Raw genomic sequence first — 18,710 nt, 5'->3', positions numbered from 1 at the left:
TTCTCCCGGGCTGGGCTCTTCGTCAAGTTTCTGAGTTTTCCGATCGAACCTGTAACTCCGTGCAGACGGCTCACCCGGACTGGCTCGTCTTCCGCAGCTCGCGGTCCGGCCTGTGGAGCGCCTACCGGAGCGTCCTGCCCAGCAGGCCGTACGTCGGGGACGTGCTGCTAGTGCGGGCCGAGTCGGCTGAGGAGCTGGACCGCAAGCTGAGCGCCCAGGCGCCCCCGATGGTGCCGCCGAGTATTCAGGCCGTCGCCGTCGCCCGTGCCATCCAGACCGCTCGGGTCAGGCAGATGGCCCGGGTCTCCCGGGTTGTGCAGGCCGTAAGTCCTGGTCAGGCCGTTGTGTCGGGTCGGGCTACGGCGTTGCGCAGACTGCTGCGCTCGTGAAGCCGGTACGGCGGGCGGAGGACGTCATCCCACCCGTCGCTCGCCGTACTCCATGACGTGCGGCTCAGGTAGGAGGGACCTGAGCCGCACACCTCCGCAAGACGGTTCCCATGCACGCTGGCGTGCTGGGGAAGGGGAGTCGTCTGGCGCACCGGCCCCGAGTGTGTGGGGCCGGTCCTCCTCCAGGGTGCCCGGCCGCATGCTCCCCGGCTCGGGGCCGGGTACCCGCCCCCACTTCCGCTCCCCAACCAGGGACGACCATGACCGACGACGAACGGCGCCTGATCGACCTGCTCATCAGCACCCACCCCGCCTGGCGGTACGAGGAACGGAACCTGCCCGGACTCCCCAGGTGGTGGGCCGTCCGCTACGAACCCCTGCGCCTCGACCAGCGCAAAGCCGGGGCCCGCGACGTGCTCGGCCGTACGACCCTGCACCGGCTCGTCCGCGCGCTCGCCCGGCACGACCAGATCCTGCACGCCCTCCGCTACTGAAGGAGCCCCCATGTCCCCACTCAAGGCCGTCGCCCCCGACGGCACCTTCACCACCGGACCGGACACCACCGAACGACTCCTCACCCCCGGCGAGGTCGCCCGCATCTTCGGCGTCGACCCCAAGACCGTCAACCGCTGGGCCCTCACCGGGAAGATCCCCTCGGTCAGAACCCCCAGCAACCAACGCCGCTACCGCGAAACCGACATCAAGGCCCTCCTCAACGCTTCTCCTGTAGTGGTGCGAACCCTTCAGGGTGATGAGGGACCGGGCGACATGGCCACCGGCATCCCGCGCCTTCCGTAGTTGCGAACCCTTCAGGGCGATGAGTGACCCATCGGCCGCGGGAAGCGGTTCGCCGTTCCGCAGTGTTGCGAACCCTCCAGGGTGATGAGGGACCCGGGGTAAAGTCCCAGGTCAGGCAGGTTAGGTCGAAGGTGGGATCGGCTGGTTCTGCGGCAGTCCGGCGGTAGTGCAGAAGTGCGAGTCAGGGCGTTGATCATTTTGTGGATGTGGCTGGGTCGTACGACGGTTCTTCCCTCCTCCCGGCAGCGGCCCGGTCCTCAGGAACCTGTCTGGAGGCCACTGTGTCACACGGCGGCCTCTTCACGACACGTCCATGTGATCCGGTGAGCAAGGCCGTACCCGTCACAGGGGGAGCCACATGATCCGGAGGCCGACGTGACCTTCCGTGGGGTGGCGGAAGGCGCCGGGGGCCGTGCCCAGGGTGGTGAAGCCCAGGCTCTCGTAGAGGTGGATCGCGCTCCTGTTGCTGTCCGCGACGGCGTTGAACTGGATCGCCGCGAACCCCTCCCGCCTCGCCCAGGTGATCATGTCCGTGACGAGGGCGCGTCCGACGCCCATGCCCCGTGCCTCCCCCGCGACCATCAGGCTGCCGGAGGCGATGTGGTCGCCGGGGCCGGGCCGGTTGGCGTACATGTTGGCGGTGCCGAGCACCAGGTCACCGTCGACCGCGACGACCACCCTGGCCGGGGCCGGCAGGAGCCAGAGCTTCCTGGCGTCGTCCTCGCTCATGGCGGGGTCGTAGGTGAAGGTCTCCTGCGCGGTGACGACGTCGTGAACGATGGGCCAGATCCGCGGCCAGTCCTCCTCACGAGCCTCGCGGATCACGGGAACGGGACGCTTCGGGTCAGCCACGGGAGCCACCGCCGACCTGGAAGGTCCGGGAGACCCGAAGAGCTCGAAGACCAGTGATATGTGACTGTGTCATCCCCCTAGCCTCCTACATCAGAGGCGTCCGATGACCTCGCGGGTCAGGTTCTCGCACAGCGCCCAGATCGTGTCCTGGTTGCGGCGGTTCAGGGCGCTCTCCGGCCAGGCCGTACGACGGCACTTCATGCTGAAGTAGGCTCCGCTCACTCCCTCGACCTCGGCGCTTGAGGCCAGGTGGATGCTGGAGCGGGCGGGTTTGCCGAGGTCCGCGAAGAACCGGGGGGCGACCAGGCCCAGCAGCGGGACGATCGGGCGGTAGAGATAGGGGAATCCGGCCGCCTTCAGCGACTGGTTCATCGGCGTGTGGCCGTGCCCGGGGTAGGCCACGTTGACCGTGACGCCGGTTCCGGCCACCTCCTCGGCGAAGCGCAGGCTCATCGCCATCTGCATGGTCTTGGTGTGGTTGTACTGGGCGAAGGTCCACCCCAGATAGCGCCGTTCCGCCTGGAGGTTGTCCAGGTCGATCGGGCCGCCGGGGATGCCCCCGGTGATGTTGACGACCCGGCCGACGAGCAGCGGCAGCAACAGACGGGTGAGTGTGAACGGCGCCAGCACGTGGGCGGCGAAGGTGGTCTCCACCCCGTCCTCGGTGAACGTACGGCGTGGCGGGTTGGCGCCGACGTTGTTGATCAGCACGTCCAGCCGGTCGCAGCGTTCGGCCACCCGGGCGGCGAGGGCCGCCATCTCACCCAGGCGGGTCATGTCCGCCACGAGGGCCTCGACCTGGCCGCCGCCCGCGCCCAGTTCGTCGGCCGCCCGCCGGGCGCGTACGGGGTCGCGGCCGACGAGGATCACCCGGGCGCCCAGGGCGGCCAGCCCGCGTGCGGTCTCCTTGCCGATTCCTCCGGTGCTGCCGGTGATCAGGACGGTCTTTCCACGCATGAGAGCCTCCGATCCAAAGAGCGTCGCCCTGAATATGTCACCAAGTGCCAAGCTTGGCAATGAGTGTATGATTTTGGGTCATGGAGGGGTTACGAGATCGCACCAGGCGGGCGGTGCGCGCTGAGTTGGCCGCACGGGCGCTTGAGCTGTTCACTGAGCGCGGCTTCGACGAGACCACGGTCGACGACATCGCCAGGGCGGCCGGGATGTCCAAGCGCAGCTTCTTCCGCTACTTCCCGACCAAGGAGGACGCGCTTCTCGGAGAGCTTGAGGCGACGGCCGAGCGGGTCGCCCAGGAGATCTCCGCCCGGCCACCGGGGGAAGGGGCGTGGGAGTGCCTGCACACGGTGCTGCGCGGCTGGGAGGCGCACATCAACACGCAGATCGAGGTGCTGCGGCTCATCGAGTCCACTCCCCCGCTACGGGCCAGGCTCCTGCAGAAGCGTGACGAGGCCCGCGCCCTGATCGTCGAGGCGCTGACGGGGCGCGGCCTGTCCCCGCTGGAGGCCGACCTCGCCTCGGTCGCCGCCGGGGCGGCCCTCGACACGGTGGCGCGTGAATGGCTGCGCACCGGCGGCTCAGCCGACCGCCTGACCCTGACGGACCAGGTCTTCGCCATGCTCCGCCCGGCCTTCCTCAGCTGACCCGGCGAAGCCCCGGCGAGCCGTACGACCTTGGGAGGATCCAGGTCCTCAGCCGAGCCTCCCCAAGGCCGTACGGCCCCGCCCACCCCACGACGAGCCGGATCTCGGACTCCGGCCCCTCCGGGCAACCCCACAGCGAGCCGTACGGCCCCGGAAGGGCGTCATCGGGAAATCGCCCCTACCGGCGCCGAGAGGAATTCAGCCCCCGTGGCATTGTGAATTCCCACATCCGGTGTCAAAAGAATGCGACCACCGTTTTCCTGTTCCTCCGCGATTGTTCCGAGCAGGGGATGTCAGTTCCGACATAACAGGCTCCCATTCGGGCGGCCCCGCGACGGGAAAGCCCGACGACCCGTTCGGTCCGACCGCCGTACGGGCCTTCCCACGAGTTCGCACACACCGTTTCCGAAACAAGCCTGTAAGGACCGGTTGTCAACTCCCGTCGTCACCAGGGTTTTCACGGCGGCCGACCTGTTCCGAATGGGCCGGGTCCCGGAGGGACGCGGCCTCCCCCGCCTCCTGAGCCGCCAGGGCGAGGACACGGGCGGACGCTCCCAGGAGGCGGCGCGGGACTTTTCCCCTTCGCCACGGCTCTCCCGCGAGGCCGAGGACCCGAACCCGTTTACCAGCCGACCGAAACCAATAAAGCCTCATCGAATTATGGCATTGGGGTTCACCAGAACCAGGGTTTTCTTGTCCTTCTTAAACCAGAACAGGTTCTTCTCCACGAACAGGCCGGGAGGATGATCCTTCGGGTTCAGGGAAGCCCGAACGGGGAACAGCAGGCCGGAGCGGCGCGTGGCCGCGTCGTAGAGACCGCGTCCCCCGTTGCCCGCGTGGTCCGTCTGGTCAAGCAGGACGACGCGGCCCAGGAAGGACGCCCCGCCCGTCGACCCCGGCATCGCGTGCAGGCCCGTCCCGTCACGCCGCCAGGCGTTGGAGCCGCCGTAACACCATGTGAGGCCGCACTCGTACCACGAGGTGTGTCCGGCCGGAGGGACCGCGTCCCTCGTCTCACCCGTGAGCACGTTCCGCAGGTGCTCCATGGGACGGGGAACCGACTGGTCCGTCATGGTGCCCCGCCTGGGCCACCCGGCCCACGGCCACTCGACCAGCCACTGGCCCTTCGTCCCCTCGATGAGGGACACCTTCCCGCCCTTCAGCGGAACCCGGTAAACACCGCCCCCCGGCGGGGACCACACGACCGCGTTGTCTGCCACGGCCAGGCTCATCCCCTCGTAATTGTCGTCGTCGTCGAGCGCGGCGGGGAACCGGGCGAGCCGCCGTGGTGTGCCGCCGGCGATCGACACCGTCCACACCTCGGTCGTCCGGCCCCGGGTGGTCGACCACGCCAGATGGCCGTCTTCGAAGGCCGGCGACCCGTCGATCGGCTCATTCAACGACGCGATCAGGGTGAACCTCCGCCGGGCGACGTCGTACGCCCAGAGCCCGTCGAACCGGTCCTTCTTCAGGCTCTGCCCGACCACGATCCAGTCGGTGACGAACGTCTCCGGAGTGAACGTCCGGCCGCCGGGCCCTGTCGCCGGGATCTCGTGCACCGCGTCCGGCCACACCTGCCTGATCGGCGGGGGAAGGGCGCCGGAGGAGGACACGGGTCGCGGGGCCGTGACCAGCCGCGTTCGCGTCCCCACGACGACGACGCCGACCACGAGCACCATGGCCGCCGCGACCGCGACCGGCGCCCACCACCCGGGTCGCGCGAGCGGCCTGTGCGGTTCGGGGAGAACGCGGGGCCGTCCGTCGTCCGTCACGGCCTCGGCCCTGGCGGCCAGCGCGTCCCTGAGCCGATCCTCGATGCCGGTCATGCTTTTCCTCCCAGTTCGCGCTCAAGCCGTCCCAGAGCCCGTGAGACGGTGGACCGTACGGTGCTCTGCCCGAGCCGCGTCACCTGGGCGATCTCGGCGTCGGACAGGTCGAGGTAGTAACGCAGGACGAGGACCTCACGCTGCCTCCTGGGCAGCCTGCCGAGCGCGGCCAGCATCTCCTGGCGCGTCTCGCCCAGCAGCACGCTCGTCTCCGCGGAGTCAGAGCCGGAGCCGGAGGCCGAATCGGGGCCGATCGGCCAGTCCCGTCGCGTGAGCCTCAGCCTGGCGGCGACCCCGCGTCTGCGCAGCAGGGAGCGCGAGGCGTTCAGCACGCAGACGCGGACGTACGTCAGCGTGAGCGTCCCGGGGCGCCCGCCGTTCAGCGTGGCGGTGTGCAGCCTGGAGAAGACGTCCTGCACGACGTCCTCCGCGCTCTCCCTGTCCCCCACGAGCAGTACGGCCAGGCGGACCAGGGCGAGCCGGTGCTCGCGGTACAGGTCCGCCAGTACCGCCCGGGCACCGGGTGGCGCGGTCGCCTGAGCGACTGTCTCACCGTTCATGACCTAGGAACGCGCACCGGGCCCGATCCGCTGCACCGTCTTGGTTGTCCGCTGGTGAGGATTTTGCGAACCACATGCGGTGACAAGGTTGACGCGCGATGGAAACAGGGGGCGAGCCGCGCTGTGGAATCGGGGTCCGGGGTCGGTAGGGTCCCCTGTGTGCATGCCGAGATCCATGGCCACCGGGGAGCCCGCGGCCTCCGGCCAGAGAACACGTTGCCCGGCCTCGCCCACGCCTTGGAGCTGGGTGTCGACGCGCTTGAGTTCGACGTCGCGCTGACGGCCGACCGGCGCCTGGTGCTGACCCACGACCTGACGGTCTCCGCGGTCACCAGCGCCGACCGCTACCCCGCCTTCCCCGGCGACCCGCTGTTCCCCTACGTGGGCAGGCCCGTCGGGACTCTGACGCTGGCACAGTTACGCACCCTCGAATGCGGTGTACGGCTGCCGCTCGTCTCGGGTGACCGGTTCGTCGCCACCCAGGTGCCGGTTCCCGACACCCGTATGCCGACGCTGAGCGCCGTGCTGGCCCTGGTGAACGCCTACGGGGCCGACCGGGTGCGGTTGCACGTCGAGCTGAAGTCCGATCCGACGCGGCCCGACCTGAGTGCCGACCCGCGTGAGCTGACCGAGTTGGTCATCGCCGAGCTGGACCTGCACGGCAGGCTCGGCGGGGCGGCGATCCTCAGCTTCGACTGGCGGATTCTCGGCGTCGCCCGATCCCTGGTCCCGGCGATGCCCTGTTACGCGCTGGTCGAGCGGGCGACGATGGACCCGGCGTGGTTCGGCGGGCTCGATCTCGACGACTTCGGCGGCGACCTTCCGGCCGCCGCGCTGGCGGCGGGGGGAACGGTGCTCTCGCCCGACCACGTGCTGCTCGACGAGGAGTTGATGTCCGACGCGGCCAGGGCCGGGCTTCCGGTGGTCGCCTGGACCGTCAACGACCCGGCCAGGGCCGCGGTGCTGCTCGACCTGGGGGTCGCCGGGGTCGTCACCGACTATCCCGACCGGATGCGCGTGCTGTGGGCCGAGCGGGGCCTGCCGTTGGCCGCCCCGCTCTCCCCGATGCGCGCGCCGGTCGGCTGACGTCACAGCCAGCCGTTGCGGCGGAACCCCCGGTAGAGCAGCGTGCAGACGATCACCATGACGCAGATCACGAGCGGGTATCCGAAGACGGACTCAAGCTCGGGCATGTGCTTGAAGTTCATGCCGTAGATCCCGGCGATCATCGTGGGGACGGCCATGATGGCCACCCACGAGGAGATCTTGCGCATGTCCTCGTTGGCGAGGGCGTTCGAGCGGGCCAGCGCGGCCTGCAGGACCGAGTTGCACAGTTCGTTGGACGACTCGACCTGCTCGCAGACGCGGGCGAGGTGGTCGACGACGTCACGGAAGTACTCGCGCATCTCCGAGGGGATCATCCGGCGCTGGGCGAGCGTGGCGAGCGGTGACTGCAGCGGGGTCACCGACCGCTTCATCTCGATCATCTCGCGCTTGAGGTTGTAGATCCGGCCGATGTCGCGGGCGCTGACCTCGGCGAAGACCATGGCCTCGACGTCTTCGAGCTCGGTCTGCATGAGGTCGGCCACGGTGAGGTACTTGTCGACGACGTGGTCGGCGATGGCGTGCAGTACGCCGGTCGGGCCCCGGCTGAGAAGCTTGGGCTTGTCCTCAAGGCGCTGGCGCACCTCGGTCAGCGGGCAGTGCGTGCCGTGCCGTACGGTGACCACGAAGTCGGGACCGACGAAGGCCATGATCTCGCCGGTGCCGATGATCTCGCTGGTCGCGGTGAGTTCGTCGTGGTCGAGGTAGGCGACGGTCTTCAGGACGACGAACAGCGAGTCGCCGTACCGCTCGACCTTCGGACGCTGATGAGCCTTGACGGCGTCCTCGACGGCGAGGGGGTGCAGGGCGAAGACCTCTGCCAGCCACTCGACCTCGGGGGCGTCGGGTTCGTGCAGGCCGACCCAGACGAAGGCGTTGCCCTTCTCCTGCGCGGCGTTGTGCTCGCGGACGAGTTCGAGGGCGTCGACGATGCCCAGGGCGTCGATCTTCTTGCCGTTGACGTAGGCGGCGTACTCGACGAGCGAGTCGCTCGGCGGGACACAGGGGGAGTTCGCACGGTCGGCAGCCGAGAGGCTGGGACGCGGAGTACGAACGGCACGTACGTGCTTGATGCGGGGGAACAGAAGCGAAGAGCGCATGTCAGGCCTTCCCGCCCGAACCGGCACTGATCGCACGCGACGTTGTGTCACCTCAACTCAAAGAGAATGCGTGCGCAGCCGGTCGGACACCGGTGTGGAGTGGTCGAGAGTGCGCACAGCACGTGTGCGCGAGCACGTACTGCTGGGATCGCCAGAGGTCATCCCCAACCACCTCCAATCAGCATCAGACACGCCAAAGCCGCCCAAACTTAGCACATGCTTGGGGGCGGACTCCCAGGATACCCTCGGTCACAAGGGGCGATCATGCGGAACCCAACGAAATTCATGTCCCGTTTACAGCTAGATCAGCTCTTTCATCAGGATATGTCACAGAGAAGATCGACACGCGGAAGTTCGTCAACCCCGGGCGGTACGCGGTCGAACACCTTGTCCACAGCCTGTGGACAGTCGCCCCATGCCCGGCGGATAAGCTCTCCCGAGTGCGCATTCTTGTGATTGGATCCGGCGGGCGCGAGCATGCCCTGTGCCGGTCTCTGGCGACGGACCCCCAGGTCACCGAGGTCCACTGTGCTCCGGGAAACCCGGGGATCGCGCGGATCGCGACCCTCCACCCGGTCACCCCGACCGACCCCGGGGCCGTCGCCGGGCTCGCGGAGGACCTGCGGGCCGACCTGGTCGTGATCGGCCCGGAGGCGCCGCTGGTCGCCGGGGTCGCCGACGCGGTCAGGAAGGCGGGCATCCCGTGCTTCGGCCCCTCGGCCGAGGCGGCCAGGATCGAGGGTTCCAAGGCCTTCGCCAAGGACGTCATGGCCTCGGCGGGCGTGCCGACCGCGCGCTCCCACACCTGTGAGACGCCCGAGGAGGCCGCCGCGGCGCTCGACGCGTTCGGCGCGCCGTACGTGGTCAAGGACGACGGGCTCGCGGCGGGCAAGGGCGTCGTGGTCACCGACGACCGCGAGGAGGCGCTCGGGCACGCGGCGGCGTGCGGACGGGTCGTCATCGAGGAGTTCCTCGACGGCCCCGAGGTCTCGCTGTTCGCGCTCTGCGACGGCTCGACGGCCGTGCCGCTGCTGCCCGCCCAGGACCACAAGCGCGCCTACGACGGCGACAAGGGCCCCAACACCGGCGGCATGGGCGCCTACACGCCGCTGACCTGGGCACCCGCCGACCTGACCGACCGGGTGATGGCCGAGACCGTCCTGCCGACCGTGGCCGAGCTGGCCGAACGCGGCACGCCGTACACGGGGGTGCTCTTCGTCGGGCTCGCGCTCACCAAGGACGGCCCGAAGGTGATCGAGTTCAACGCGCGGTTCGGCGACCCGGAGACCCAGGTCGTGCTCGACCGGCTCGCGACGCCGCTCGCCGGCCTGCTGCTGGCCTGCGCGAACGGCACGCTCGACCGGTTCGGTCCGCTCGCCTGGCACAAGGGCGCGGCGGTGACCGTGGTCGTCGCGGCGGAGAACTACCCCGCGGACCCGGTCAAGGGCGATGTCATCGAGGGGCTCTCCGAGGTGGCGGACGACGCCTACGTGCTGCACGCCGGGACCGCCGCCGACGGCGACCGTGTCCTGTCGGCGGGCGGGCGGGTGCTCAGCGTGGTCGGCACCGGAGCCGACGTCGCCGCCGCCCGCGAGGCCGCCTACCAGGCGGTCGGCCGCATCCGGATGCGCGGCTCGCACCACCGTACGGACATCGCGGTCCAGGGCCTCTGAGCCCCGGCTCCGCGAAGGCCCGGCGTCCCGGGGCACGGGGACGTACCGTCGAATCGGCACACCCCGAGGGCCGGGAACACTCCCGGCCCGATCCCCCACGGCCCGCGCCCAACGGAGGAACGATGTCGCTCGACGCAGTCTCCCCGGAACGGATCGGCGACACCGGCGTCCTGCGCTGGCCCGGCATCTGGCGCGTGTACGTGGCGACCCGCAGCGAGGAGATCAGGGCCGACGCCGAGCGCGCGCTGACCGCGTGCGAGCGCACGGGCTCGTCCGCCTCGGCGGGCGAGGGCATCGGCACGCACCTGGCCCGCGCCGAGTCCTACGCCAGGAGCAGGCACGGCCTGCGCCGCTGGCTGACCGGTCACGCCGTCGAGGGCGCCTGGTCGAACGTCAACAGCGCGACCGTGATGCTGTACGGCGTGCTGCCGACGCCCGAGCTGTGCGGCCGGGCGACCGAGGTCCTCGCGATCGGCAGGGCCTACCTGCCCGGAGACGACCCCAGGCTGGTCCAGCTGCAGGCCAGGATCGCCGCCGGAGACCTGGGCGAGGGTGACCGGCCGCTGATGCAGTCGGTGCTGCGGGCGGCCTACACCGCGCAGGCGATGGAGAGCGGCCGGGTCCGCAGCTTCCGCAACCTGCTGCTCGGCGGGGTCCTCATGCTGTCGGTGATCGTGTTCGGCCTGGTGGCGGTCGGCGCCATCTGGCCGGACGCGGTGCCGATGTGCGGCAACCAGTCGGTGGTCCAGGCCCAGGGCCTGATGCCCGCCCAGATCTGCCCGACCGGCGGCCACCGGCCCGGTCACGGCGACGTCCCGCTCGTCGCCCTGGTCGGCGTGCTGGGCGCGGCGCTGTCCAGCGCGGCCTCGTTGTCCACCCGCGCCGACCTGTCCACGCGTTACTCGCTGGCGGTCGCCCAGACCCTGCTCAAGGCGCCCGCCGGGGTGGCGACGGCCGTGCTCGGGCTGCTGATCCTGAACTCCGGGTTCGTCCCGGGCATGTCCGGGCTCGGCTCCCAGCCTGCGATCCTGGTCTGGGCCATGGTCTTCGGGTACGGCCAGCAGGTCGTGACCCGCTTCGTGGACCAGCGGGCCGACACCCTGCTGACGGCCGCCTCCCCGCTGACCCCCTCGGGCAGGGGCACCCGTACCGCGTGAATAAACTCTGGCCGGTGACGCAGGCGTCGCACGGCCCGCCCGGCGGGGCACACGAACCGCGGGAGCTTTCACGGCCGAGTGGAAATTGTCATGTGGGAACCGTCGAGACTTTCGCGCGGAAGCTTCTGGTCAGTCCGCTGACCGGGTCCGGTTTCCCCACGAAATAGCAGGTTCAGGGGCATCCAACGGCTAGTGTTGGCCGACGCCTTCCGGCCACCGCCCCCCATGTCGTACGAATATCGTCCCCCACCCCCAAGGAGCATGAAGCATGGTCCGTTACCGCGTGCGCGGTGGCAATCCCCTCCGTGGAACCGCCTTCATCCAGGGCGCCAAGAACGCCGTGCTTCCCATGATCGGCGCGGCCCTCCTGGCGCCCAGAGGCCGTACCGTGCTGCGCAACGTCCCCATCATCGAGGACGTCCGCCGCGCGGTCGAGCTGGCCGAGGCCGTCGGTGCCAAGGTCGAGCTCCACGAGGCCGAACGCACGCTGGTGATCGACGCCTCGACGCTGAGCAGCCCCGTGCTGCCCGCCGAGATCGCCCGCCGTTTCCGCGGCTCGGTGCTGTTCGTCCCGGCGCTGCTGCACCGCCTCGGCGAGGCCGTCATCGAGGGGGTCGGCGGCTGCAACCTGGGCAGTCGCAACCTCGACTTCCACTACCTGGGCTACAAGCGGCTCGGCGCGGTCGTGGACGAGGGCGACGCCGTCATCCACGTCAAGACGGCGGGCTTCACCGGCGCCACGCTGTACCTCGACACCCCCTCGCACACCGGCACCGAGAACCTGATCATGGCGGGCGTCCTCGGGCGCGGCACGACCGTGATCGAGAACGCGGCCCTTGAGCCCGAGGTCCTCGACGTGATCGAGATGCTGACCAGGATGGGCGCGCGGATCAGCGGCGGCGGGACCGGCTTCATCACCGTCGAGGGCGTCGACGAGCTGCAGGCCGTCGAGCACACCGTGATGCCCGACCGGCTCGACGCCGGCGTGTTCGCCATGGCCGCCGCGATCACCGGCGGCGAGGTCAACCTGGTCGGCGCCGACCTGGACCACCTCGGTGTCGTCCGTTACAAGCTGGAGCAGATGGGGGTGGAGTTCGCCGACCACGGCGCCGTGCTGCACGTGCGCAGGGACCGCCCGCTGCGCCCGATCAACGTGATCACCGACACCTACCCCGGCTTCGCCACCGATCTGCAGTCGCCGATCATGACGGTCGCCTGTCTCGCGGACGGCGCGAGCTACATCCACGAACGGATTTTCGACGGTCGGTTCGCATTGGCCGCAGAACTGAACAAAATGGGCGCCGACATCGAAGTGAAGGAGAACAGCGCCGTCGTCCGGGGCGCCACTCCGCTCACCGGAACCGACGTCACCGCCCATGACCTGCGCTCCGGCATCGCCCTGGTCCTGGCCGGTCTGGCGGCCCAGGGAGAGACCGTGATCGGGTCAGGATATCTCATCGACCGGGGCCACTCTTATCTGGCCGAGCGTATGCAGGCGCTGGGCGCGGATGTCCACCGAGAGATTTCTGCCTGATAATCAACCGGTTTCAGTCTCCCAAAAAGCGCTCTGACCTGTGTAAACACTGTCAGTCAGGGTTTAGACCGTGGGTTCCTCCAAGAATTGACCTCTAAACGGGCGTGACATTACGGCCCTCGCAAGCGATCGTTCCAAAAGAGAGCCGAATCAACAGGGACGGCAGGATGGGACGAACATTGGTCGAGCGGGCCGAAGAAACTCCACGAGTGTCACGCCCGGGTGCCATGACACCGGACCTCACTATCGGTGTGGTGGGCCCCCATGACCTCGTAGAAAGAGTGATGCTTATGGGACATGCGGCGGCACCTCTGCCGTGCCGCCTGGTGGCCGCTGCGTACCGGGACGAACAGGAGGCGGCCGACAAGGTGACCCGCCTCGGGGCGGGAGTCGACGCCTGTCTGTTCGCCAGCCCGGTTCCCTACGACCTGGCCAGACGATCGGGGGTGCTGACGATGCCCGCGACGTATGTCCAGCTCGGCGGCGCGGCACTGATCGCCGCGTTGGCCAGGGCAGCGTTGGACGAGCGGATCGACCCCAGGAGGGTCAGCATCGACGTGCTCGGACGGGCCGACATCGAGGAGGCCTACGCCGACCTCGGGCTGCCCGCCGGGGACGTGCACAGCCGCGACGAGCCGGGAGCCACCGGCACGATCGCGTCCTTCCACGAGCGCCTGGCGCGCCAGGGGAACACCAGCGGGGCGCTCACCTGCCTGCCCGCCGTCGCCGACCGGCTGCAGACGGCCGGGGTTCCGGTGGTCAGGATCCGCCCCACCTCCGCCGCGGTCCGTACGGCGCTGCACACCGCGGCGCTGCTCGGGGCGCACCACAGGCTGGAGGAGTCTCAGCTCACGGTGGTGCTGGTCGAGGTTCCCACGCTCCGCGAGCCGGTCCGCAGGGCCGCGCCGCGTTACTGGCGTGACGAGCTGAGGCTGTCGCTGCACAGGCTGCTGGTGCAGGAGGCGAACCGCATCAACGCCTCGGTGACCGCGGTCGACGACCACAGCTACATGGTCACCGCGACACGCGGCTCGGTCGCCACGGCGACCGAGGGCTTCCGGGTGCTGCCCTTCGCGGCCCGGGTGCGTGACGAGCTGGGGCTGGCGGTCGAGGTCGGGGTCGGCATGGGCCGTACGACGCATGACGCCGAGTCGCACGCCAGGGCCGCCCTGGCGCGCACGCAGGCGGGCAAGCAGGCCCAGGGCTTCGCCGTCGACCGGGAGGGCAGGGCGCTCATCCCGGCGCCCAGGATGCCTCCGCAGGGCGGCGGACCGCTGAAGCCCAAGGGCGTGGAGGTGCTGGCACGGCTGGCCGCCAAGCTGGAGGGCGGGGACACCGTGGTGGACGCGGAGGGCGCGGGCAAGATGCTCGGCGTCACCCCGCGTACGGCACGGCGGTTGCTGCGCACGCTGGTCGACGAGGGGCTCGCGTGGCCGCTTCCGCCGAACCGCACTCCGCAGCCCGGTCGTCCACGCCAGCTCTACCGGCTGATCGTGGAGAAGCTGGGAACCCGCTGAGGTCCGCCGAGACCGCCGAGGCCGCCGAGTTCGCTGCCGCGGCTGTCGAGGCTCCCTTCGACGCCTCCCACGAAGTCCCCACCGGAGTCCCTGCCAGGACTTCGGAGACCCCTGGGGCTTCCGGGGCGGAGAAGGGCTGTCCGGGCTCCGCCGAGGCCACTGAGACCGTTGAGGTCGCAGCCTCCGCCGGGGCCCCTGTCGCGGTCTGGGCCGCGACCTTCGTGTGTCCGTGGCTCCGGGGCCTGCGCCGTACTGCAGCACGGCCCATACCCCGGGGCCGCCGCGCCGTCACCCTCCGGGTCCGCGAGGACATCCGGGGGGTGACGGCGCTTGCTGTTTCCGAGACTCGGGAGGGTCGTCTCAAGGACTGAAATCCGCGAGAGGTTTCTCCATATAAGGGGATATTGTCAGGAGCTATGGCTTATGACGCTGCTGACAGACGCACGTCTCTCCTCGTCTGGGGCGCGCTGGCGATCGTCTACGTGGTCTGGGGTTCCACCTATCTCGCCATCCGGGTGGTCATCGAGACGCTTCCCCCGCTGCTCAGCGGAGCGATGCGCTTCACCTCCGCCGCGGTGATTCTCAGCCTGGTCATTCTGCTGCTGAAGGGACCGGGGCCCTTCAGGATGGCGGCCAAGCAGTTCGGCGGCGCCGCGCTGGTCGGCGTGCTGCTGCTGACCGCGGGCAACGGCCTGGTCGCGCTGGCCGAACAGCACATCTCCAGCGGCCTGGCCGCGCTGCTGGTCGCCTCCGTGCCGCTGTGGCTGGTGATCCTGCGCGTCGTCGCGCGGGACAGGCCCCGGGCGCTGACCCTGGCCGGGGTGCTCGTCGGGTTCGCCGGTGTCGCGGTGCTCTCCCTGACCGGGGCGAGCGGCTCGTCGAACGGCACGGCGATCACGATCATCCTGCTGGCCTCGATCTCGTGGTCGGTGGGCTCGTTCCTGTCCTCGCGCATCCCGATGCCCGCCGACCCCTTCGCGGCCAGCACGGTCGAGATGCTCGTGGGCGGCGTCGGACTGACGCTGGTCGGCACGGCGTCGGGCGAGCACCTGAACCTCGCGGCCGTCTCCGGGCGCTCCTGGATCGGGCTCGCCTACCTCATCGTGATGGGCTCGCTGGTCGGCTTCACCGCCTACGCGTGGCTGCTGGGCAACGCCCCCATCTCCCTCGTCTCGACCTACGCCTACGTCAACCCCGTCGTCGCGGTCGTCCTTGGCGGACTCATCCTGAGCGAGGTGGTCACCGGCTCGATGGTCGTCGCGGGCCTGGTGATCGTCGTCGGTGTGGCGCTGGTGGTCTCGACCGAACGCAGGAAGGCGCCGGCCGTGACAGAGAAGGAACCCGCCCCCGCGTAGGGACGGGTTCCTACAAAAGGGACCGCAGGGGCCTGAGAGCCCCGTGGGAGCCCTGGGACACCCCAGGGGACTTTCCCCCAGGGCCCCGGGTGCGTCAGCCCTTCAGGAAGGCCTCCGCGACGGCCAGGAAGGTGTCGTTGGCCTCGGGGGAGCCGATGGAGACGCGGGCGCCCTCACCCTCGAAGGGACGCACGGCGACGCCCTCGGCCGCGCAGGCCCCGGCGAACTCAAGGGTGCGCCCGTCCAGGCGCAGCCAGACGAAGTTGGCCTCGGTGACCGGCACCGTCCACCCCTGGGAGATCAGCGTGTCACGGACTCGGTCGCGCTCCTTGACCACGGTCTCGACCCGTTCGAGCAGCTCGGCCTCGGCCTCAAGCGAGGCGACCGCGGCCACCTGGGCGAGGTGGTTGACCGCGAAGGGCACCACGGTCTTGCGGACGGCCGCGGCGACGGGCTCGTTGCCGATCAGGTAGCCGACCCGCAGCCCGGCCAGGCCGTACGCCTTGGAGAAGGTGCGCAGCACGGCCACGTTGGGCCGGTCGCGGTAGATCGTGAGACCGTCGGTGACGTCGGTGTCCCTGACGTACTCGCGGTATGCCTCGTCGAGGATGACCAGCACGTCCTCGGGGACCCGGTCGAGGAAGGCCGCCAGCTCGGCCGAGCGCACGACCGTGCCGGTGGGGTTGTTCGGGTTGCAGACGAAGATCATGCGGGTCTGCGGGGTGATCGCCTCGGCCATGGCGTCGAGGTGGTGCGTCTCGTCGGCCAGCGGGACCCGCACCGAGGTGGAACCCGACAGGTCGGCCATCAGCGGGTAGGCCTCGAACGACCGCCAGGCGTAGATCACCTCGGCCCCCGGCTCGCCCACGGTCTCGAAGAGCTGCTGCAGCAGCGTCACCGAGCCCGCGCCGACCGCGACGTGCTCCGCGGGCACGTCGTAGCGCTCCGCCAGCGCGTTGGTCAGCGCGCCCACCCCGGGGTCGGGGTACAGATGAGCCTGGGCGGCCGCCTTGGAGATGGCCTCGACCACGGAGGGAAGCGGACCGTAGGGGGATTCGTTCGAGGACAGCTTGAAGGACCGGCCGTCGGCTGACACCACGGCCTTGCCCGCCCGATAGGGGGGCACGGTGTCCAGAATCGCACGGAAACGAGGCATGGCCTTACTTTATGAGGAGCAGGCGGATGGGGCATCCTCCTGGAATGCCGGAATGGAGGCCTCCGAGCAGGTCTCCGAGCCGAACGGGTGAAAGATGTCCGGCCGGCGACCGGACGTGGGATGTCCGGTCGCCGGCCGGTAGACGCCGGTTCCACCCCCCCGGGGACCCGGCGCCTGTCCATGGGCGTTTCGCGGTCAGGCGTCCCCTGAGGAGACCACCGACAGCGGGAGGATCGGCTGTTCCGTCACGGTCAGGCTGATCAGGTCGACCAGCCTCAACCCCCGTGACACCGTACGGCGGGCGGCCCAGGCCTCCAGGTCGGCGGCGAGCAGCGCCGCGACGAACCAGGCCTCGGCGGGGCCGACCGGGGAGGGCCCTCTGCGGCGCTCGCTGCTCCAGTAGGCCTGCAGGTGCCCGGGAGTGGCGGAGGCGGCCAGCCGCCTGGCCCTGACGTCGGAGTGGGTGAGGTCCTCGGGGCCCGAGGAGATGGGTTCGAGCACCGCGGTCGCGCCCTCGACCGAGCAGCGCTGCCAGGCGATCGAGCGTTCGGTGAGCAGGACGTCGGCCTTGGCCCACTCGGCGGGCGGGTGGTCGTCCTGGCACCAGCTGACGGCGGCGCAGCCGAGGGCGGCGTCCGGGGTCGGCACCCGGTGGACCTCGGCGCCGATCCGCGCGAGCAGTTCGGACAGCGCGAGCGCGATGGCTCCGCCGCCGACCACGGCGACGGGACCCGGCCAGGAGCGGGGTTCACGCTCGACCAGCAGCCCACGGTCCTCGAAGGTCCGCAGCGTTCCCGGGTCGAGCTGGTCGAGGTCTCCGCCGATCTCCTGCTGGACGGGGAGGAACTCGCCCGCGGCGGTCCGCAGCACCGTCACCTTCGCGGACTCCTCGGGTACGGCCCGGCCCACGCGGCGTTCCGCGTGGCCGTTGCCCGCCCCGGCCCGCAGTCGCCCGCGGGGCTCGGTCTCGGAACGTCCCGTCGTGCCCGCCGCCTGCCGTACCGTCCCGGTCGTCACCGAGAAGATCTCCACGCCGGGCGCAAGTGTCCGCCGCGCCATCAGCACTCTCCTGTCTTGAGAAAAGCCTGTTCCGTGCCTGGGAAGGGCGTCACGCGTCCGGACGGTTCCCGCCCCGGCCCGGCCTCCGCCCCCACCACCTGACGGTGAGGAGGCATGGCCGTTCGCCGGGTGAGCCGTCGCCGTCCGGTGCCGGGTTCACGGTCGCCGAGACCACCAGGACAATCGTCGCGGAACAACCCCGACGACATCCTGAAATTTCAAGATTTTGCGTTCTTAACCTCTCAGTGTGGAAATAGCGTAAGCGATAACCATTTTCATGTCTATAACGAGGGAATGGTTTTCATCCCTTGAGATTCGATGCGTCGGAAGCCTTCCCCGTGGGGACTGTCTCCGGACCTACTCCTTCAGGGAGCGCAGCATCGGGGGATGCAGGAAAACCGCAGGTCCCCTGCGGTACAGCTTGGCCGGACGGCCCCCGTCACGGGTGGTCGTACGGCCCGTCGGCACCAGGAAGCCCTCCGCCTTGGTGACCTTCCGGTGAAAGTTACGCGGATCGAGCGCGCGACCCCAGACGATCTCGTAAACCCGGCGAAGATCGGCGACCGTGAACTCGGGCGGGCAGAAGGCGGCGCCCAGGGGGGTGTATTCGAGCTTTCCCCTGGCCCTTTCGATCCCGTCGACCATGATGCGCCGGTGGTCGAAGGCCATCTCCCTGAGCGAGGAGACCGGCTGCCAGCTCATGTGGGCCTCGGTCGAGGCGGGCAGGTCGGGGGCCAGGCCGAGGTAGGCCACGCTCAGGACGCGCTGGCGCGGGTCACGGTCGGGATAGCCGTAGGTCTGCAGCTGCTCCAGGTGGACCGGCGCCCCGGGCAGGCCCGCCCGCTCGGCGAGCACGCGCTCCGCGGCGGCGGGGAGGTCCTCGTCGAGGTGGATGAAGCCGCCGGACAGGGCCCAGCGCCCCTCGTAGGGCTGCTTGTCCCGCCGCCAGACGAGCGCGCTCAGCTCCTGGCACCGCACTGTGAGAACGACAAGGTCCACGCTGACGGGGATGCGCGGAACCATGTCAGG

Annotated in this window: 18 protein-coding genes; 10 read left to right on the top strand and 8 right to left on the bottom strand. The window is 69.9% G+C overall.

Annotation, left to right across the window (positions count from 1 at the left end):
- Positions 1 to 59 precede the first annotated feature (59 nt).
- The 3 genes from ABZ470_RS17965 to ABZ470_RS17955 all read left to right on the top strand — a co-directional run bounded on the left by ABZ470_RS17965 (position 60) and on the right by ABZ470_RS17955 (position 1,187).
- Positions 60 to 389, top strand: coding sequence for a hypothetical protein (locus ABZ470_RS17965; RefSeq protein WP_362912294.1), 330 nt, complete (start codon positions 60 to 62; stop codon positions 387 to 389).
- A gap of 260 nt (positions 390 to 649) precedes the next feature.
- Positions 650 to 883, top strand: coding sequence for a hypothetical protein (locus ABZ470_RS17960; protein ID WP_362912292.1), 234 nt, complete (start codon positions 650 to 652; stop codon positions 881 to 883).
- 10 nt (positions 884 to 893) lie between these two features.
- Positions 894 to 1,187 (top strand): BldC family transcriptional regulator, encoded by a 294-nt coding sequence (locus ABZ470_RS17955; RefSeq protein WP_362912290.1) that lies wholly within the window; start codon positions 894 to 896, stop codon positions 1,185 to 1,187.
- A gap of 342 nt (positions 1,188 to 1,529) precedes the next feature.
- Here ABZ470_RS17955 and ABZ470_RS17950 read toward each other — a convergent pair whose 3' ends face one another.
- Both ABZ470_RS17950 and ABZ470_RS17945 read right to left on the bottom strand, forming a co-directional pair.
- A complete protein-coding gene (locus ABZ470_RS17950) occupies positions 1,530 to 2,039 on the bottom strand; it encodes a GNAT family N-acetyltransferase (protein ID WP_362912288.1) in 510 nt (169 codons plus the stop codon).
- Between the two features lie 90 nt (positions 2,040 to 2,129).
- Positions 2,130 to 2,996: an SDR family NAD(P)-dependent oxidoreductase gene (locus tag ABZ470_RS17945; protein ID WP_362912286.1), complete on the bottom strand. Its 867-nt coding sequence runs from the start codon at positions 2,994 to 2,996 to the stop codon at positions 2,130 to 2,132.
- Between the two features lie 80 nt (positions 2,997 to 3,076).
- Between ABZ470_RS17945 and ABZ470_RS17940 the strand changes: the two genes are divergently transcribed.
- Positions 3,077 to 3,640: a TetR family transcriptional regulator gene (locus tag ABZ470_RS17940; RefSeq protein WP_362912284.1), complete on the top strand. Its 564-nt coding sequence runs from the start codon at positions 3,077 to 3,079 to the stop codon at positions 3,638 to 3,640.
- A 650-nt stretch (positions 3,641 to 4,290) separates the two neighbouring features.
- On the opposite strand, the gene ABZ470_RS17935 is transcribed toward ABZ470_RS17940, so the two are convergent.
- Both ABZ470_RS17935 and ABZ470_RS17930 read right to left on the bottom strand, forming a co-directional pair.
- Complete coding sequence (locus ABZ470_RS17935; RefSeq protein ID WP_362912282.1) at positions 4,291 to 5,466, bottom strand: hypothetical protein; 1,176 nt, start codon at positions 5,464 to 5,466, stop codon at positions 4,291 to 4,293.
- Complete coding sequence (locus tag ABZ470_RS17930; protein ID WP_362912280.1) at positions 5,463 to 6,026, bottom strand: RNA polymerase sigma factor; 564 nt, start codon at positions 6,024 to 6,026, stop codon at positions 5,463 to 5,465. Before ABZ470_RS17930 ends, ABZ470_RS17935 begins: the two co-directional genes overlap by 4 nt.
- A gap of 159 nt (positions 6,027 to 6,185) precedes the next feature.
- Here ABZ470_RS17930 and ABZ470_RS17925 point away from each other — a divergent pair, with 159 nt between their 5' ends.
- On the top strand, positions 6,186 to 7,112 hold the full coding sequence (locus tag ABZ470_RS17925) for a glycerophosphodiester phosphodiesterase family protein (protein ID WP_362912278.1): 927 nt from the start codon (positions 6,186 to 6,188) through the stop codon (positions 7,110 to 7,112).
- A 2-nt stretch (positions 7,113 to 7,114) separates the two neighbouring features.
- Here the strand turns inward: ABZ470_RS17925 and corA are convergent, their stop codons facing one another.
- Positions 7,115 to 8,230: a magnesium/cobalt transporter CorA gene (gene corA, locus ABZ470_RS17920; RefSeq protein WP_352011140.1), complete on the bottom strand. Its 1,116-nt coding sequence runs from the start codon at positions 8,228 to 8,230 to the stop codon at positions 7,115 to 7,117.
- A 440-nt stretch (positions 8,231 to 8,670) separates the two neighbouring features.
- Here corA and purD point away from each other — a divergent pair, with 440 nt between their 5' ends.
- The 5 genes from purD to ABZ470_RS17895 all read left to right on the top strand — a co-directional run bounded on the left by purD (position 8,671) and on the right by ABZ470_RS17895 (position 15,466).
- Positions 8,671 to 9,903: a phosphoribosylamine--glycine ligase gene (gene purD / locus ABZ470_RS17915; RefSeq protein ID WP_362912276.1), complete on the top strand. Its 1,233-nt coding sequence runs from the start codon at positions 8,671 to 8,673 to the stop codon at positions 9,901 to 9,903.
- 122 nt (positions 9,904 to 10,025) lie between these two features.
- Positions 10,026 to 11,060: a hypothetical protein gene (locus ABZ470_RS17910; protein WP_352011142.1), complete on the top strand. Its 1,035-nt coding sequence runs from the start codon at positions 10,026 to 10,028 to the stop codon at positions 11,058 to 11,060.
- Between the two features lie 268 nt (positions 11,061 to 11,328).
- Entirely contained in the window at positions 11,329 to 12,594 is a 1,266-nt protein-coding gene (gene murA, locus ABZ470_RS17905; protein WP_352011143.1) for a UDP-N-acetylglucosamine 1-carboxyvinyltransferase, read from the top strand.
- Positions 12,595 to 12,821: 227 nt separating this feature from the next.
- Positions 12,822 to 14,111, top strand: a complete 1,290-nt coding sequence (locus tag ABZ470_RS17900) for a GTP cyclohydrolase IIa (RefSeq protein ID WP_352011144.1) — start codon at positions 12,822 to 12,824, stop codon at positions 14,109 to 14,111.
- A gap of 416 nt (positions 14,112 to 14,527) precedes the next feature.
- On the top strand, positions 14,528 to 15,466 hold the full coding sequence (locus ABZ470_RS17895; RefSeq protein ID WP_362912274.1) for an EamA family transporter: 939 nt from the start codon (positions 14,528 to 14,530) through the stop codon (positions 15,464 to 15,466).
- Positions 15,467 to 15,560: 94 nt separating this feature from the next.
- Here ABZ470_RS17895 and hisC read toward each other — a convergent pair whose 3' ends face one another.
- From hisC to ABZ470_RS17880, 3 genes are all read right to left on the bottom strand, one after another.
- Positions 15,561 to 16,622: a histidinol-phosphate transaminase gene (gene hisC, locus ABZ470_RS17890; protein ID WP_362912272.1), complete on the bottom strand. Its 1,062-nt coding sequence runs from the start codon at positions 16,620 to 16,622 to the stop codon at positions 15,561 to 15,563.
- 195 nt (positions 16,623 to 16,817) lie between these two features.
- Positions 16,818 to 17,681, bottom strand: a complete 864-nt coding sequence (locus ABZ470_RS17885) for a hypothetical protein (RefSeq protein ID WP_362781690.1) — start codon at positions 17,679 to 17,681, stop codon at positions 16,818 to 16,820.
- 357 nt (positions 17,682 to 18,038) lie between these two features.
- A complete protein-coding gene (locus ABZ470_RS17880) occupies positions 18,039 to 18,704 on the bottom strand; it encodes an NUDIX domain-containing protein (protein ID WP_352011148.1) in 666 nt (221 codons plus the stop codon).
- Between the last annotated feature and the right edge of the window lie 6 nt (positions 18,705 to 18,710).

Source organism: Streptosporangium sp. NPDC020072 (assembly GCF_040631445.1).
GTDB lineage: Bacteria > Actinomycetota > Actinomycetes > Streptosporangiales > Streptosporangiaceae > Streptosporangium.
The sequence above is the reverse complement of the archived record's forward strand: the minus strand, read 5'-3'. Positions and strand labels throughout refer to the sequence as shown.

Coding starts and splice junctions, on each gene's coding strand:
- ABZ470_RS17960 (WP_362912292.1), top strand. CDS start 650: ATGACCGACGACGAACGGCGCCTGATCGACCTGCTCATCAGCACCCAC.
- ABZ470_RS17955 (WP_362912290.1), top strand. CDS start 894: ATGTCCCCACTCAAGGCCGTCGCCCCCGACGGCACCTTCACCACCGGA.
- ABZ470_RS17945 (WP_362912286.1), bottom strand. CDS start 2,996: ATGCGTGGAAAGACCGTCCTGATCACCGGCAGCACCGGAGGAATCGGC.
- ABZ470_RS17940 (WP_362912284.1), top strand. CDS start 3,077: ATGGAGGGGTTACGAGATCGCACCAGGCGGGCGGTGCGCGCTGAGTTG.
- ABZ470_RS17935 (WP_362912282.1), bottom strand. CDS start 5,466: ATGACCGGCATCGAGGATCGGCTCAGGGACGCGCTGGCCGCCAGGGCC.
- ABZ470_RS17930 (WP_362912280.1), bottom strand. CDS start 6,026: ATGAACGGTGAGACAGTCGCTCAGGCGACCGCGCCACCCGGTGCCCGG.
- corA (WP_352011140.1), bottom strand. CDS start 8,230: ATGCGCTCTTCGCTTCTGTTCCCCCGCATCAAGCACGTACGTGCCGTT.
- ABZ470_RS17910 (WP_352011142.1), top strand. CDS start 10,026: ATGTCGCTCGACGCAGTCTCCCCGGAACGGATCGGCGACACCGGCGTC.
- murA (WP_352011143.1), top strand. CDS start 11,329: ATGGTCCGTTACCGCGTGCGCGGTGGCAATCCCCTCCGTGGAACCGCC.
- ABZ470_RS17900 (WP_352011144.1), top strand. CDS start 12,822: ATGACACCGGACCTCACTATCGGTGTGGTGGGCCCCCATGACCTCGTA.
- ABZ470_RS17895 (WP_362912274.1), top strand. CDS start 14,528: ATGGCTTATGACGCTGCTGACAGACGCACGTCTCTCCTCGTCTGGGGC.
- hisC (WP_362912272.1), bottom strand. CDS start 16,622: ATGCCTCGTTTCCGTGCGATTCTGGACACCGTGCCCCCCTATCGGGCG.
- ABZ470_RS17885 (WP_362781690.1), bottom strand. CDS start 17,681: ATGGCGCGGCGGACACTTGCGCCCGGCGTGGAGATCTTCTCGGTGACG.
- ABZ470_RS17880 (WP_352011148.1), bottom strand. CDS start 18,704: ATGGTTCCGCGCATCCCCGTCAGCGTGGACCTTGTCGTTCTCACAGTG.